Here is a 15,832-nt window from a genome sequence, read left to right as displayed (position 1 = left end):
GCGCCGCAGTGTGGAGAGGTCAGCGCGCGTAGTACTCGACGACCATCTGGACCTCGCAGGTCACAGGAACCTCGGCACGCTTGGGGCGTGCGACGAGCTGCGACTTGAGCTCGGAGAGCTCGACGGAGAGGTACGAGGGGACCGAGGCCAGGACGTCCGAGTTGCCGCCTTCGGCAGCGATCTGGAACGACTCCATGGCCTGGCTCTTGGGCTTGATCTGGATGGTCTGGCCCGGCTTCACGCGGAAGGAGGGACGGTCCACGATCTTGCCGTCGACCAGGACGTGACGGTGCACGACGGCCTGACGGGCCTGCAGCGTGGTGCGGGCGAAGCCGGAGCGCAGCACGAGAGCGTCGAGACGCATCTCCAGCAGCTCGACCATGCTCTCACCGGTCAGACCCGGCTCCTTCTTGGCGTCCAGGTAGGCGCGGTGCATCTGCTTCTCGCGGATGCCGTACTGAGCACGCAGGCGCTGCTTCTCCTTCAGGCGCACGGCGTAGTCGGACTCGGTCCGACGGCGAGCACGGCCGTGCTCGCCCGGGGGGTACGGGCGCTTCTCGAAGTACTTGACCGACTTCGGGGTCAGCGGGAGCCCGAGAGCTCGGGAGAGGCGCGCCTGGCGGCGCGCGCGGGTGACGTTGGTCACGAGGTATACCTCTTGTTCGTGTGGTGAATCCAGTCATGCAGCCGCGGATTCAACACCCAAGATTACCGCAGGAAGAGCGCCGGCTCAACGACACGACGCCCGGGTGTGACCTCGAGTTCCTGTGGAGTGGCCCACACCGGGCCGTTCCGCACGGTCCGGACGGGACCGCGGCACTGCTCCCGGTCGCCCGTCGCGGCGGATCAGGAGCCGTCGGTGGAGCGCAGGATCCGTCGCAGCGCCTCGAGCCGTCGGCCGGTCTGGGCTTCGTTGCCGTGCCCCTTGGGGTGGTAGTAGTCCACCCCGACGAGGTCGTCCGGCGCGTACTGCTGAGCCACCACGCCGTGCGGCGCGTCGTGCGCGTAGCGGTACTCGGTCCCGTGGCCGAGCTTCTTCGCCCCGGCGTAGTGGGCGTCGCGCAGATGGGCGGGCACCCCGCTCCCCTTGCCGGCGCGCACGTCGGCGATCGCGGCGTCCAGGGCCCGGTAGGAGGCGTTGGACTTCGGGGCCGTCGCGATGTGCACGACGGCCTGGGCGAGCGGGATCCGGCCCTCCGGCATGCCGAGCAACTGCACCGCCTGCATCGCGGCGACCGCGACCTGCAGCGCGGTCGGATCGGCCATCCCCACCTCTTCGCCGGCGGCGATCACCACACGGCGGGCGATGAACCGGGGATCCTCCCCCGACTCGATCATCTGGGCGAGATAGTGCAGGGAGGCGTCCACGTCGCTGCCGCGCATCGATTTGATGAAAGCGCTGGTGACGTCGTAGTGCTGGTCACCGGCACGGTCGTAGCGCAGGGCGGCGCGGTTCACGGCCTGGGCCAGGACGGCCGCGTCGATCTCGCGCGACTCCTTCATGAGGGCGGCGGCCGCGGCGGCCTCGAGCGAGGTGAGGATCTTGCGCGCGTCGCCTCCGCCCAGCCGCAGCAGGGCCTCGCGGGCGTCGTCGGCCAGGGTGACGGCCCCTCCGAGCCCGCGGTCGTCGGCCAGTGCACGATCCACCAGGGTGTCGAGATCAGCTCGCTCGAGGGACTCCAGGGTGAGCACGATGGAGCGTGAGAGCAGGGGCGAGATCACGGAGAAGTACGGGTTCTCGGTGGTCGCGGCGATCAGGGTCACCCAGCGGTTCTCCACGCTGGGCAGCAGGGCGTCCTGCTGGGACTTCGAGAAGCGGTGCACCTCGTCGACGAACAGGACGGTCTCGCGGCCGACGGTGCGGAGCCGGGAGCGGGCCTGGTCCACGACCTCACGGATGTCCTTGACCCCGGCGAGCACCGCGGAGACCTCGACGAACTCGCGGTCCCCCGACTGCGCCACCACATAGGCGAGCGTGGTCTTGCCGGTGCCGGGAGGACCCCACAGAATCACCGAGCTCGGTGAGGTCCGGGAATCATCGGCCGCGACCAGGCGGCGCAGCGGGCTTCCGGGCTCGAGCGCGGACTTCTGCCCGACGATCTCCTCGAGGGTGCGCGGACGCATGCGGACGGCCAGGGGCGCCCGGTGATCGACGTTGCGATCGGAGAGCGTGCGCGGCGCCGGCGCGTCTCCGCCGAGCGAGAAGAGATCCTCGTCCATGGGCCCAGCCTAGGCCGAGCAGCTGACGGTCCGGACGCACCGCGTCATGAGAGGGGGCCGAGCTCACGTGCCATCCGGCCGGGCCAGGACGGACCGTCGTAGATCATCGCCGTGTAGCCCTGCACGAGATCGGCGCCGGCCTCGAGGCGGGTGCGGACGTCCGCTGACGTGGTGACTCCCCCGCAGCTGATGATCACCGACTCGGCGGGCAGGGTCCCGCGCAGGAGCCGGAGCACCTCGAGCGAGCGATCGCCGAGCATCGGCCCGGAGAGTCCCCCCGCGCCGATCGCCTCGATGCGGGCACGCTCGGTCCGCAGCGACTCCGGCCGTGCGATGGTCGTGTTGGTGGCGATCACTCCGGCGAGCCCCACCTCGGTCGCGAGCTCGGCGGCGGCACGCACGTCGTCGTCGTGCAGGTCGGGCGCGATCTTCACCAGGACGGGCAGATCGCGACCCAGACGGCGCTCCGCCTGGCGGGCCTCGTCGAGCACGGCCTCCAGGATGGGTCGGAGCATGTCGACGGTCTGCAGGTCGCGCAGTCCCGGCGTGTTCGGGCTGGAGACGTTGATTGCCAGATAGCTGGCATAGGGGGCCAGGATGCGGGCCGAGAAGCGGTAGTCCTCGGCGGCGTCCTCGAGGGCGGTCACCTTGGACTTGCCGATGTTCACGCCGATCACGGCGCGCTGTCCCCGCTCGGTGCGGCGCGCGACGGCGAGTGACTTCGCCAGCGCCCCGGCGCCATGGTTGTTGAAGCCCATGCGGTTGATCAGGGCACGATCCGGGATCAACCGGAAGGAGCGCGGGGCCGGGTTCCCCGGCTGCGCCTTCGCGGTCACGGTGCCCACCTCGACGTGGCCGAAGCCCATGTCCAGCAGTGCCAGCGGGATCTCGCCGTCCTTGTCGAAGCCGGCCGCCAGCCCCAGGGGACTGCGGTGCTCGACGCCCAGCACGCGCCGGGCGGGCCGCGGATCCCGCATCGGGTCGGGCGTCCTGAAGAGCGTGCGCAGGGCTGCGGGACCGCCGGGCAGGGAATGGGCCAGCCGCAGGGACCTCACGGTGAGACGGTGGGCCTGCTCGGCGTCGAGCCGGCTGAGGACATGCTGGAAAAGGGCCGCGTACGGCCCGCGCCGCGTGGTGGCGTGCGTGCTCTCGTGCAAGGTGTCGTTCGTGGTCACGGGGATACCGTACGCGGTCAGCGGGCGTCGTCCGCCGTCTGCGGCGCGCGGTGCCGTCCGCGGAGGAGGTAGACCAGGGCGATGACGGGCAGCAGCAGAGGCACGTACCCGTAGCCCTCGCCGAACACCGACCAGACGGAGGCGTCCGGGAACAGGGCCGGGTCCAGCAGGCTCAGCGTGCCCACGCCCAGCACGCCCACGAGTTCGACCAGGCACAGGACCAGGGCGATGCGCGAGCGCCTCCCGCCCCTGACCAGGGCGATGCTCACGGCGATGTAGGTGAGCGCGGCGGCCAGGGACAGCAGATAGGCGACCGGGGCGAAGGAGAAGTCCCGGAGCATCTGGACCACGCTGCGGGCCGTCGCCGCGGTGGCGAAGAGCGCATAGAGGATGATCAGCACCGCTTCGAATCCACGGCTCCCGCTGCGGGGGCTGCGGGAGCCCTGCGAGCTGCTGCCGGCGACTGTCGTCCCGAGGTCGGTGTCCCTGCGGGTGTCCCTGTCGGTCATGCGAAGCCTCCCGGCCAGATCTGATGGAGCCGCATCAGCAGCACCATGGCCACGAGCGAGACGACGGCGATGACGAGGCTCCCCCAGCGGCTGCGCTCCCACAGCGAGACCCAGCCGCCGCCGAGCACCATGGCGAAGCCGGTGAGGAGATAGCCGTACAGGGTGATCCGATCCTCGGGATGTCCACCGCCCAGGTCCCGCAAGCCGAGCGTGATCCCGAAGATCGCCCAGACCAGGGCCACCAGTGCGCAGGCACCGAGGAGGACCAGATCCGCGCTGAGGTCCCGCACGGCGTAGTAGATCCCCAGCAGTGCCGTCAGGGAGCACACCACCGACACCAGGATGCTCAGTGCCAGCATCGACCCGCCCGTCCTGTTCCTGTGTTCTCGCTCGCGTGAGCGCGCACGGCACCGTCGTCGACGATCCGACGTGGCTCCGTGGGGCGCGGACATCCGGTCCGGGCCGCCTCTACGATAGAACCATGCCCACCATTTCAGTGACCGATACATCCCTGCGCGACGTCGAGGCCGACGTCCTCATCCTGCCCCTCCTCCGCGGAGCGGGCGACGCCCCCTCGAGCGTGCCCGGCGCACCCGAGATCACCGAGGCCATCGCCGGTCTCGACCCCTCCGCCGCCCGCGGCGACGTGCACCGCATCCCTGCCTTCGGACTGACCGGAGCCGGCTCCATGCTGCTGGTCGGTCTCGGTGAGGAGGATCTCGCCGCGACCTCCGCCGAGGACCTCCGTCTCGCCTTCGGCGCGGCGACCCGAGCTCTGGCCGGCGTCGGCTCCGCCGCGATCGCCCTGCCCGGCGGCACCGCCGACCAGCTTGCCGCCGCCCTCGAGGGCGCAGCCCTGGGGGCCTACGCCTTCGTCGCACACAAGACCGCCACCGGTGGCCCGGCCCCCAAGGGCGCCCTCACGGCGGTCACCGCCCTGAGCTCCGAGGAGTCGGCAGCGGGCGCCGCCGAGCGCGCCACCGTGCTCTCCGAGATCGTCGATCTCACCCGCGACCTGGTCAACACCCCGCCGAACCTGCTCTACCCCGAGGAGTTCGCGCGCCGCACCCAGGAGCTCGTGGAGGGCCTGCCCCTCACCGTCACCGTGCTCGACGAGAAGCAGCTCGCCGACGGCGGCTACGGCGGCATCGTGGGTGTGGGCCAGGGGTCGACCCGTCCGCCGCGTCTGGTGCGCGTCGACTACGCCCCCCAGAGCGCCCGCAGCTCCGTCGCCCTGGTCGGCAAGGGCATCACCTTCGACACCGGCGGCATCTCGCTGAAGCCTGCCGCCGGCATGGACGACATGACCTCTGACATGACCGGCGCAGCCACCGTGCTCGGCGCGACCATCGGCGCCGCCAGGCTCGGCCTCGACGTCAAGGTCACCACCTATCTCGCGATCGCCGAGAACATGCCCGGTGGCGGTGCCCAGCGCCCCGGTGACGTGGTCACCATGCGTAACGGGAAGACGGTCGAGGTGCTCAACACCGACGCCGAGGGACGTATGGTCATGGCCGACGCCCTGGTCGACGCCGTGGCTGAGAAGCCGGATCTGGTGATGGACGTGGCGACGCTGACCGGCGCCGCCGTGGTGGCGCTGGGCAAGCGCACCGCCGCGGTGATGGGCACCGAGCTCGGACGCGACGTGGTCATGACGGCCTCCGGCACCACCGGAGAGCCCTTCTGGCCGCTGCCCTTCCCGGCGGAGCTGCGCGCTGATCTCACCGGCCGCGTCGCGGACCTCCGGAACATCGGGGACCGTCCCGGCGGAGCGCTCTCCGCGGGCGTCTTCCTGCAGGAGTTCGTGGGCGAGACCGAGTGGGCCCACCTGGACATCGCGGGCCCCGGCTTCGCCTCCGCCCCCCTGGGGTACATGGGCAAGGGTGCGACCGGTATGAGCGTGCGCACGGTCCTGCAGGTGCTCGAGGACCGCGCGGCGGCCTCCGGCGAGTGATCCTCGCCGCGCCACGGCATGGAACATCCCGTGGAGCGGGCCTGTCGGCGCCGCCTCGTGGCCTAGCATGGGACACGCAGGCGGCGCCGTCGGCCATCAGGGTCAGCGCGTGCTGCGGAGAAACGTACACACCGAGGAGCACACAGGTGGCTGACACATCCACTGACCAGTTCGACGTCGTGATCCTGGGCGGTGGCAGCGGCGGCTATGCGGCCGCGCTGCGCGGAGCCCAGCTCGGCCAGAAGATCGCCCTCGTGGAGAAGGACAAGCTCGGCGGCACCTGCCTGCACCGAGGCTGCGTCCCGACGAAGGCCATGCTGCACGTCGGCGAGCTCGCCGACGCCCCGTCCGAGGCCAAGGCCGTCGGCCTGGACCTCACCTTGAACTCCATCGATGCCGAGAAGGTCCTCGGCTTCAAGGACAAGATCGTCTCGCGCCTCTACAAGGGACTGCAGGGACTCGTGAAGTCCTCGAAGGTCGAGTACGTCGAGGGCTTCGGCCGCCTCAGCGGGCCGAAGACGGTCTCGGTCGAGACGGACGGCGGGACGCGCGAGCTCACCGCCAAGAACATCATCCTGGCCTCCGGGTCCTTCTCGAAGTCGATCCCCGGCATCGACCTGGGTGGTCGCTTCCTGGACTCCGAGACGGCTCTGCAGCTGCCCGAGGTCCCGAAGAACCCGATCATCCTGGGCGGCGGCGTCATCGGCGTCGAGTTCGCCTCGATCTGGAAGTCCCTCGGGGCGGAGTCGGTGACCATTGTCGAGGGCCTCCCCCACCTGGTCGCCAACGAGGACGAGTCGATCTCCAAGGCGCTCGAGCGCGCGTTCAAGAAGCGCGGCATCGCCTACTCGCTCGGTGTCTTCACCGAGAAGGCCGAGCAGAACGACAGCGGCGTGACGGTCACCCTCGCCGACGGCAAGGTCCTCGAGGGCGACTACCTGCTGGTCGCCGTCGGTCGCGGCCCGAACACCTCGGGCCTCGGCTACGAGGACCAGGGCATCGAGATGGATCGCGGTTTCGTGCTCGCGAACAAGGAGACCCTGGAGACCAACGTCCCCGGCATCTACGCCGTCGGCGACATCGTCCCCGGCCTGCAGCTGGCCCACCGCGGCTTCGCGCAGGGCATCTTCGCCGCCGAGCGCATCGCCGGCCAGAATCCCGCCCCGATCGTCGAGTCCGGCATCGAGCGCATCACCTACTGCGAGCCGGAGATCGGTTCCGTCGGCCTCAGCGAGAAGCAGGCCAAGGAGCAGTTCGGCGAGGAGGGCGTCGAGTCCTACGAGTACAACCTCGGCGGCAACGGCAAGTCGCAGATCCTCGGCACCACCGGCTTCATCAAGCTCATCCGCGAGAAGGACGGGCCCATCATCGGCGTGCACATGATCGGGGCCCGCACCTCCGAGCTCATGGGCGAGGCGCTGCTGATGGTGAACTGGGAGGCCTACCCCGAGGATGTCGCCTCGCTGATCCACGGCCACCCCTCGCAGCACGAGGCCATGGGCGAGGCCGCCCTCGCCCTCGCCGGCAAGCCGCTGCACGCACACGCCTGAGTCCCCCAGAGGAGAATCCCCATGTCTGAAACCGTGAAGATGCCGGCTCTCGGCGAGTCCGTCACCGAGGGCACCGTCACCCGCTGGCTCAAGGCCGTCGGCGACACCGTCGAGGTCGACGAGCCCCTACTCGAGGTCTCGACCGACAAGGTCGACACCGAGATCCCCTCGCCCGTCGCGGGCACGATCGAGAAGATCCTGGTCGAGGAGGACGAGGACGCCGAGGTCGGCGCCGATCTCGTCCTCATCGGCGATGGGTCCGGTTCCGAGGGGTCGTCCTCCGACGACTCCGGGGCCGACGCCGGAGAGTCCGAGGCCCAGCAGGACGAGCCCTCCGACAGCGGTGAGGACCTCGCCTCCGACGAGACCACCGCACCGTCCACCGACGAGGAAGCACCCGCCGGCGAGGACGAGAAGCCCGCCGACGCCGGCGCCGAGTCCGGGACCGCCGGGGGCGCGGCCTCCGGGCAGGACGTCACGATGCCGGCTCTGGGCGAGTCCGTCACCGAGGGCACCGTCACCCGCTGGCTCAAGGCCGTCGGCGACGCCGTCGAGGTCGACGAGCCCCTGCTCGAGGTCTCGACCGACAAGGTCGACACCGAGATCCCCTCGCCCGTCGCGGGCACCGTGCTCGAGATCCGCGTCCAGGAGGACGAGGACGCTGAGGTCGGTTCCGTGCTGGCTGTCGTCGGCGATTCCTCCGGGGCATCCGCTCCGGCGGAGAAGCCCGCAGCTCCCGCCCCCGAGGCCGAGAAGCCGAAGGCTGAGGAGCCGAAGGCTGAGGAGAAGCCGGCTGAGCCGCAGAAGACCGAGGCTCCGAAGGCACCGGAGCAGAAGGCCCAGGAGCCGTCGGCTCCCGCCGCTGCCCCGGCTCCGAAGGCCGCGGATTCCGTCACCGGCGCCGAGGCGTCCGGCTATGTGACCCCGCTGGTGCGGAAAATGGCCGCCGATGCCGGTGTCGATCTGTCCTCCGTCGCGGGCACGGGCCTGGGCGGCCGCATCCGCAAGCAGGACGTGCAGAAGACGATCGATGAGCAGAAGGCCGCTGCGTCGGCCCCTGCTCCTGCCGCTGCCGGCGCCCCTGCCGCCACCTCGGCACCTGCCAAGGTCGAGGTCTCCCCGCTGCGCGGCACCGAGGAGAAGATGAGCCGTATCCGCAAGGTCACGGCCAAGCGGATGATGGAGTCGCTGCACGGGCAGGCTCAGCTCACCACGGCGGTCGAGGTCGATATGACCCGGATCGCGAAGCTGCGTGCCTCGGCGAAGGAGCCCTTCGCCCAGCGCGAGGGTGCCAAGCTCACCTTCCTGCCCTTCATCATGCAGGCGGCCGTCGAGGGCCTGAAGACCTACCCGAAGGTCAACGCCTCGATCGACGAGGAGACCATCAAGTACGCGGCCTCCGAGAACATCGGCATGGCGGCGGACACCGAGCGCGGCCTCGTGGTCCCGGTCATCAAGAATGCCGGCGACCTGAACCTGGCGGGCCTGGCCCGTCAGATCGGCGACCTCGGCTCCCGGGCCAAGGGCAACAAGCTCACGCCGGACGATCTGCAGGGTGCGACCTTCACGATCACCAACACCGGCTCCGGCGGCGCCCTCTGGGATACGCCGATCGTGCCGAGCCCGCAGGTCGCCATCCTGGGCTGCGGCACCATCACCAAGCGTCCGGCGGTCGTGCCGAACGCCGAGGGCGATGACTCCATCGCCATCCGCTCGATGATGTACCTGTTCCTGTCCTACGACCACCGTCTGGTCGACGGCGGCGACGCGGCACGCTTCCTCACCTTCATGAAGAAGCGTCTCGAGGACGGGGCGTTCGAGGCCGAGCTCGGCCTGTGATGCCCTGAGCGGCTGCCCCACGGGACAGCCGCTCCCCGCAGGAACCCTGTCTCGAGGGCCCGGCACCGATCAGCTCGGTGCCGGGCCCTCGTGCGGTCGCCGGTGCGCTCATCGCTCCAGCGGTCCCCTCCCACCGCCGACCCCGGCTCCCGACCGGAGTCACCCCGCCGCCGGTGCAGAGGCCGGCGCCGAGCTCAGCACCCGCCATCCGGTCCCGTCCCAGTGGATCTCGAGGTCGATGCTCTCCTGCCCGGTCGCCGGGACAGGGTGCCGGGTGCCGTCGGCGGCGACCAGATCCGCCGCCTCGGAGGACGTCAGGATCCGCAGCAGCGCCATGCCGTCCTCCGTCGGCCCCTGCAGGACCTCCGCCTCGTGGATGACCGGTCCGCCTCCCTCGACGGTGTATCCGTCGTACGCCGCCCGCACCGCGATGTCGGCCGCCAGGGCATCGCTCCCCGGCGCCGCCACCGGTTGCGGGGTCAGCCCCGTGACATAGGCGTGGCGCGCTCCGGCGAGCTCTGCGGCCAGCGCCCAGGGATCATCGATCGGCGGGGCGGGGAGGTCTGCTGCCGCGGACTCCGAGACCGGCTCGGACGGCGTCTCGGACGGCTGCTGGCCCGTGGACGGCATGACGAGCCAGGTCCCGGTTCCGAGCACGGTCCCCGCGAGCAGCACCGCGGCGGCCGTCGCCAGGGTCGTGCGACGCGACCGGCGGTTGGTCATCAGCTCCCGGATCCGGGTCCGGATCCGCGGCAGGACCGGCGCGGCATGCTCGCCGCGGGGAACCGGTCTCACCGTGGCCGGTTCCGAACGCTCCACCTCCCCGTGCGCAGGGATCGCTCCGGGCAGGCCGCGCACACCCGCTCCGGCCGGGTCCTCCGGCTGCACGGGGACGTCCGTGATGACGTCCCCGCTGGTCCCGCTGGTCCCGCCGATACCGCCGTGATGCGGGTCCTGGATCCGTCGGCGAAGCGTCCGTTCCGAGTCCGTGAGCACGGAGTCCACCCACCGTCGATCCGCCCGGCAGGCCGCCAGATCGTCATGCGGCATCAGGCCCCGCAGGTCGAGCACCACCACGGTGCCGTCCGCGCGCAGGCCCACGCCGTGCCCGGTCGCCGCCCCGAGCACCCAGCCCCGCTCGTGCAGGGCGTCCACCAGAGCATCGAGCTGGTCGCGGGCACGGCGGGTCCCCGCGCGCTCCGCCGTGGCAGGGGTGCCGACCTCCGCCGCGCGGCGCCCGCTGCGACGATCCAGGGGCGGTGCCGCCTCCCGGACATAGCCGTCGTCCTCGATCGAGAGGATGCCGGGGACGGCGAGGACCCCCGCGATCTCGAGCGATCCCAGCAGCTGCATCTCCGCCCGCACCCGCACCCGGCCGACGACGGTGAGTCCCTGCACCTGCACCCTCGCCGGCGCCCGCGTACCGCCGCCGTGCGGCGCCAGCACCGTCTCGACCACGTCCTCCTCGTCACGCAGCCAGTCCGGAGCGGGCATCGCGACCTCTTCCCCACCGCTCGTCCCGTGCCGCGAAGGCGCCGGCGCGACGTCCAGGGGTGCGGGCCCTCGCGCGAACCGGGCGTCGTCGAAGTCGTCCATGGCCGCAGTGAACCCCATCGCTCGGCCCCGCCCCCGTGGTCATCCACAACGCACTGGTGGGAGCCGGAGTAACCTGAGCAGGTGCTCGACGTGATCCGACTCGGTTTCAGCGAATCCCTCCCTGGTGGCGACCGCCACGAGGAGTTCGACCTGCCCGCAGGACCGGTCGACTATCGCGCGGCCTGGGAGCTCCAGCGCAGGATCCACGCGGAGGTCGTGTCGGGCACCCGTCCGGACTCCCTGCTGCTGCTCGAGCACCTCCCCGTGTACACCGCCGGCAAGCTCACCGCGGAGAACGAACGGCCCCGCGACGGCGCCGAGGTGGTGGACATCGACCGCGGGGGCAAGATCACCTGGCACGGCCCCCAGCAGCTCGTCGGCTACCCGATCGTGAAGCTGCCCATCCCGATCGACGTCGTCGGCTTCGTGCGGGATCTCGAGCGGACCCTCATCGAGGTGTGCTCCCAGCTCGGCGTTGCGACCGTCCCCATCGAGGGCCGCAGCGGGGTCTGGGTCGCGCCGGAGGGTGAGGAGGCACGCAAGGTGTGCGCGATCGGGATGCGCGTCTCCAAGCGCGCCACGATGCACGGCTTCGCCCTGAACTGCGCCAACGATCTCACCTGGGCGCAGAACGTGATCCCCTGCGGGATCGACGATGCCGGGGTGACGAGCCTCAGCCAGGAGGCCGGCCGACGCATCGCCGTCGCCGATGTGGTCGACACCGCGGCGGAGGCGATGTCCGAACTCGTGGCGCACCGCACCTCCGTCCGGGCCGTATGAGGCGCCCCGGACCCGAGGCGCTCGATAGACTTCCCGAAACGTCGAATGTAGGAGGCATGAGGGTGACCATTGCTCCCGAAGGCCGGCGCATGCTGCGCGTCGAAGCACGGAACGCCGAAGTTCCCATCGAGCGCAAACCGGAATGGATCAAGACGCGCGCGGTGATGGGCCCCGAGTACACCGCGATGAAGAAGCGCGTGCACGGACAGGGCCTGCACACCGTCTGCGAGGAAGCCGGGTGCCCGAACATCTTCGAGTGCTGGGAGGACCGTGAGGCGACCTTCCTCATCGGTGGCGACACCTGCACCCGCCGCTGCGACTTCTGCAACATCGCGACCGGCAAGCCGATGGCTGTGGACCCGATGGAGCCCTTCAAGGTCGCCCAGAGCGTCAAGGAGATGGGCCTGCGCTACTCCACGATCACGGGTGTGGCCCGGGATGATCTGCCCGATGGAGCCGCCGGGCTGTTCGCGCAGACCTGCCGCCAGATCCACACCATGAACCCCGGCACCGGTGTCGAGCTGCTCATCGACGACATCAAGGGAAACGGCGAGGCGCTCGAGCAGGTCTTCGAGGCGCAGCCGGAGGTGTTCGCGCACAACCTCGAGACCGTCCCGCGGATCTTCAAGCAGATCCGCCCCGCGTTCCGCTACGAGCGCTCGCTGGATGTGATCACGATGGGCAAGGACGCCGGCATGATCACCAAGTCCAACCTGATCCTGGGCATGGGCGAGACCACGCAGGAGATCCTCGAGTCCCTGCAGCGCCTCCATGACGTCGGCTGCGACATCATCACCATCACTCAGTACATGCGCCCCTCGAAGCTGCACCACCCGATCGATCGCTGGGTGAAGCCCGAGGAGTTCGTCGAGCTCTCCGAGGCCGCCGAGGAGATGGGCTTCCTCGCTGTCATGGCCGGACCGATGGTCCGTTCCTCGTACCGCGCCGGGAAGCTGTGGGCGCAGTCGATGAAGAAGCTGGGCCGCGAGATCCCTGAGAACCTCCGCCACCTGGACCAGAACCAGCCCGCCCGTCAAGAAGCAGCGAGCGTCGTCGCACGCCGCGATCAGGCTGCCGCGAGCTGAGGCTCGCGCGCCCCCGAGAGGATCCCCCACACATGATGGCCCGCAAGAGCGAGACCAAGCCCGCCAAGGGCGAGAAGAAGGCCGACGGGACGAAGAAGCCCGGCCGCTTCAAGCAGATGATCGAGGTGTTCAAGTACACCCAAGAGGTGGACCGCACCACCATGCCGTGGATGATCGGCGCGCTCCTCGCCGCCGTCGCCGTCGGCGTGCTCGTGAGCTGGCTCGTGCTGAACAGCCCCTGGTACGGCATCTTCATGGGCCTGGCCGTCGGCCTGCTCGTGGCCATGCTGATCCTGGCCCGCAAGGCCGAGCGTGCTGCCTTCAGCCGCATCAAGGGCCAGCCCGGTGCGGCGCTGGCGGCGATGCAGTCGATCCGCCGTGGCTGGGACGTGGCCGACGAGCCCGTGCAGGTCGATCCCCGCAGCCAGAAGATGCTGTTCCGCGCCTCCGGACGCGCCGGCATCGCCGTCGTCGCCGAGGACTCCTCCTCGCTCTCGATGAAGCTGCTCGAGAAGGAGCGTCGCAACATCCGCCGCGTGCTCCAGCACGAGAACGTCCCGATCCATCAGATCGTGGTCGGCGACGGAGAGGGCGAGGTGGCGCTGCACAAGCTGCCCACCTACATGACCCGCATGAAGAAGACCCTCACGAAGGACGAGTCGGCACAGGTGAGCAAGCGCCTGGCGGCGCTGCACCGCTCGATCCGCCAGTCCGTCCCCAAGGGCGTGGATCCCTCGCGCGCCCGCCCCAACCGCAAGGCGATGCGCGGCCGCTGAGTCCACGCGCTGCTGCACGGACGCTGCTGCACGAAGCCCCCCGATCGGCCCCACGGCCGGCGGGGGGCTTCCTCGTGCGCGGGCTCGGCGGCGACCGCTGCGCGGCAGCGGGATCGAGCGGCCGTTATCTTTCCGTTACCTTCGTAACCTTATCGTGACATTTGGTGTCGCCGCAGGTCAGAAAGCTATCTGACAGGGAACGTGCCCGTCCCTGCTCGGCGTGCCTGGGGCGCACCGAGCGTCCGGGTCCCCTCGGCGACGAGGCCTGGGCGGACAGCTGGTGGAGTCAGATCCGGACCACGGCGGTGCCGGCGGCCAGGTCGTGCAGGGGCTGGGCGTCACGGGTCCACACGCAGGCCGGCAGCAGCAGGAGCATCGCGCCGGTGCGGGTCAGGGCGCGCAGCACCATCGGGGTGCGGCCCCGCACCGGGTGCACCCGGATCCGCATGACGAACTGGCCCGGGGTGCCCCCGAAAAGGCTCAGGAACAGCACGTTCACACTCACGAAGAGAAGGAGGTTGGCCAGGGCGTCGGCGTCGAACACCACGGCGGAGATCGCCATGGACAGGCCCCAGTCGATCAGCAGCGAGAGCGGGCGGCGCCAGAAGGGGGCGACGGATCCCGGCCCGTCGGCGGGCAGTCCGAGGGAGGAGCCCTTGACGTAGTCCGGGGTGCTCGGGGCACCCTCCATCCAGGAGCCGAGGTCCTTGCGATCGATCACGGGTCGACCCTAGTGCGCGCGGCTGGGAGATCCAGGTTTCCCCCGGAGCCGGGTGCCGCACGGCATAAGCTGGATGCACCGAGCCCCCGGCCCGGACTGCCCGGACTTCCCGGGCTCTGCGGAGCTCGGCCCGGTGATCACCCCACGGGGACAGTCAGCACAACACGCGCCCCCACGGTGCGGATGGAGGAAATGTGTTCAACAATCCCAGCGAGGTCGTCAAGTACATCGAAGAGGAGGGTGTCGAGTTCATCGACATCCGCTTCTGCGATCTGCCCGGCATCATGCAGCACTTCAACATCCCCGCGAGCACGTTCGACGAGGAGGCCATCGCAACCGGCCAGCTGTTCGACGGTTCGTCGATCCGTGGGTTCCAGGCGATCCACGAGTCCGACATGAAGCTCGTGCCGGACCTGGAGACCGCCTACCTGGATCCGTTCCGTGAGCGCAAGACGCTCATCGTCAACTTCTCGATCGTGGATCCCTTCACGGACGAACCGTACTCCCGCGATCCGCGCACCGTGGCGTCGAAGGCCGAGGAGTACCTGAAGTCGACGGGCATCGCGGATACCGCGCTGTTCGCGGCCGAGGCCGAGTTCTACATCTTCGATGACGTGCGCTTCAAGACCACCGTGAACTCCGGCTTCTACAGCATCGACTCCGACGAGGCCGTGTGGAACACGGACCGTGACGAGTCCGAGTACGGCGGCAACCAGGGCTACAAGACCCGACTGAAGGGCGGCTACTTCCCCGTTCCGCCGAACGACCAGATGGCGGATCTGCGCGATGAGATCTGCGCCGTGCTGGAGGAGACCGGCCTGCAGGTCGAGCGTGCCCACCACGAGGTCGGCACCGCGGGCCAGCAGGAGATCAACTACCGCTTCAACACGCTGCTCCAGGCCGCGGACGACGTCATGAAGTTCAAGTACGTGGTGAAGAACTGCGTGTGGGACGCCGGCAAGACGGCGACCTTCATGCCCAAGCCCCTGTTCGGTGACAACGGCTCGGGGATGCACACCCACCAGTCGCTGTGGAAGGACGGCGAGCCGCTGTTCTTCGACGAGCGCGGCTACGGCGGTCTCTCCGACATCGCCCGCTGGTACATCGGCGGCATCATCGAGCACTCCCCCTCGCTGACGGCGTTCACCAACCCCACGGTGAACTCCTTCAAGCGCCTGGTGCCCGGCTACGAGGCTCCGGTGAACATGGTCTACTCGGCCCGTAACCGCTCGGCAGCGATCCGCATCCCGGTCACCGGTGCATCCGCCAAGGCCAAGCGGGTGGAGTTCCGTGCGCCGGACCCGTCGGCCAACCCGTACCTGGCGTTCGCCGCGCAGCTGATGGCCGGCATCGACGGCATCCGCAACCGCATCGAGCCGCCCGAGCCGATCGACAAGGATCTGTACGAGCTGCCCCCCGAGGAGCACAAGCAGATCAAGCAGCTGCCCGAGTCTCTCGGCGCCGCGCTCGATGCCCTCGAGCGCGATCACGACTTCCTCACCGAGGGCGATGTGTTCCCCGAGGACCTCATCTCGACGTGGATCGAGCTCAAGCGCACCACGGAGATCGATCCGTTCCGCTACCGCCCGCACCCGCACGAGTTCGAGCTCTACTACGACATCTGAGC

Annotated in this window: 14 protein-coding genes; 7 read left to right on the top strand and 7 right to left on the bottom strand. The window is 69.9% G+C overall.

Annotated features, from left to right (window positions below):
• Positions 1–19 precede the first annotated feature (19 nt).
• The 5 genes from rpsD to INT49_RS07500 form a co-directional block, all read right to left on the bottom strand.
• Positions 20–646: a 30S ribosomal protein S4 gene (gene rpsD / locus INT49_RS07520; RefSeq protein WP_193117112.1), complete on the bottom strand. Its 627-nt coding sequence runs from the start codon at positions 644–646 to the stop codon at positions 20–22.
• Between the two features lie 200 nt (positions 647–846).
• Positions 847–2,220 (bottom strand): replication-associated recombination protein A, encoded by a 1,374-nt coding sequence (locus INT49_RS07515; protein WP_193117111.1) that lies wholly within the window; start codon positions 2,218–2,220, stop codon positions 847–849.
• A 44-nt stretch (positions 2,221–2,264) separates the two neighbouring features.
• Positions 2,265–3,395, bottom strand: coding sequence for a quinone-dependent dihydroorotate dehydrogenase (locus INT49_RS07510; RefSeq protein WP_319021543.1), 1,131 nt, complete (start codon positions 3,393–3,395; stop codon positions 2,265–2,267).
• A gap of 17 nt (positions 3,396–3,412) precedes the next feature.
• Positions 3,413–3,904 carry a hypothetical protein gene (locus INT49_RS07505; RefSeq protein ID WP_226849904.1) on the bottom strand — a complete coding sequence of 164 codons (492 nt, stop codon included), beginning with the start codon at positions 3,902–3,904 and terminating at the stop codon, positions 3,413–3,415.
• On the bottom strand, positions 3,901–4,263 hold the full coding sequence (locus INT49_RS07500; protein WP_193117110.1) for a hypothetical protein: 363 nt from the start codon (positions 4,261–4,263) through the stop codon (positions 3,901–3,903). The genes INT49_RS07505 and INT49_RS07500 overlap by 4 nt, the downstream gene beginning before the upstream one ends.
• A gap of 122 nt (positions 4,264–4,385) precedes the next feature.
• On the opposite strand from INT49_RS07500, the gene INT49_RS07495 reads away from it, so the two are divergent.
• From INT49_RS07495 to sucB, 3 genes are all read left to right on the top strand, one after another.
• Positions 4,386–5,858 (top strand): leucyl aminopeptidase, encoded by a 1,473-nt coding sequence (locus tag INT49_RS07495; protein ID WP_193117109.1) that lies wholly within the window; start codon positions 4,386–4,388, stop codon positions 5,856–5,858.
• Positions 5,859–6,004: 146 nt separating this feature from the next.
• A complete protein-coding gene (lpdA, locus tag INT49_RS07490; protein ID WP_193117108.1) occupies positions 6,005–7,408 on the top strand; it encodes a dihydrolipoyl dehydrogenase in 1,404 nt (467 codons plus the stop codon).
• A gap of 21 nt (positions 7,409–7,429) precedes the next feature.
• A complete protein-coding gene (sucB, locus tag INT49_RS07485) occupies positions 7,430–9,247 on the top strand; it encodes a 2-oxoglutarate dehydrogenase, E2 component, dihydrolipoamide succinyltransferase (RefSeq protein ID WP_193117107.1) in 1,818 nt (605 codons plus the stop codon).
• 159 nt (positions 9,248–9,406) lie between these two features.
• Here the strand turns inward: sucB and INT49_RS07480 are convergent, their stop codons facing one another.
• Positions 9,407–10,843 (bottom strand): hypothetical protein, encoded by a 1,437-nt coding sequence (locus tag INT49_RS07480; protein WP_193117106.1) that lies wholly within the window; start codon positions 10,841–10,843, stop codon positions 9,407–9,409.
• Between the two features lie 81 nt (positions 10,844–10,924).
• Here INT49_RS07480 and lipB point away from each other — a divergent pair, with 81 nt between their 5' ends.
• From lipB to INT49_RS07465, 3 genes are all read left to right on the top strand, one after another.
• Entirely contained in the window at positions 10,925–11,623 is a 699-nt protein-coding gene (gene lipB, locus INT49_RS07475; RefSeq protein ID WP_193117105.1) for a lipoyl(octanoyl) transferase LipB, read from the top strand.
• Between the two features lie 62 nt (positions 11,624–11,685).
• On the top strand, positions 11,686–12,708 hold the full coding sequence (gene lipA / locus INT49_RS07470; protein WP_193117104.1) for a lipoyl synthase: 1,023 nt from the start codon (positions 11,686–11,688) through the stop codon (positions 12,706–12,708).
• 32 nt (positions 12,709–12,740) lie between these two features.
• Complete coding sequence (locus INT49_RS07465; protein WP_226849903.1) at positions 12,741–13,484, top strand: DUF4191 domain-containing protein; 744 nt, start codon at positions 12,741–12,743, stop codon at positions 13,482–13,484.
• A gap of 286 nt (positions 13,485–13,770) precedes the next feature.
• On the opposite strand, the gene INT49_RS07460 is transcribed toward INT49_RS07465, so the two are convergent.
• On the bottom strand, positions 13,771–14,205 hold the full coding sequence (locus INT49_RS07460) for an RDD family protein (protein WP_193117103.1): 435 nt from the start codon (positions 14,203–14,205) through the stop codon (positions 13,771–13,773).
• Positions 14,206–14,399: 194 nt separating this feature from the next.
• On the opposite strand from INT49_RS07460, the gene glnA reads away from it, so the two are divergent.
• Positions 14,400–15,830 (top strand): type I glutamate--ammonia ligase, encoded by a 1,431-nt coding sequence (glnA, locus tag INT49_RS07455; RefSeq protein WP_193117102.1) that lies wholly within the window; start codon positions 14,400–14,402, stop codon positions 15,828–15,830.
• Positions 15,831–15,832: the final 2 nt, after the last annotated feature.

This window comes from Brachybacterium tyrofermentans, from assembly GCF_014897585.1.
Lineage (GTDB): Bacteria > Actinomycetota > Actinomycetes > Actinomycetales > Dermabacteraceae > Brachybacterium > Brachybacterium tyrofermentans.
This window is presented reverse-complemented; position numbering and strand designations above follow the sequence as displayed.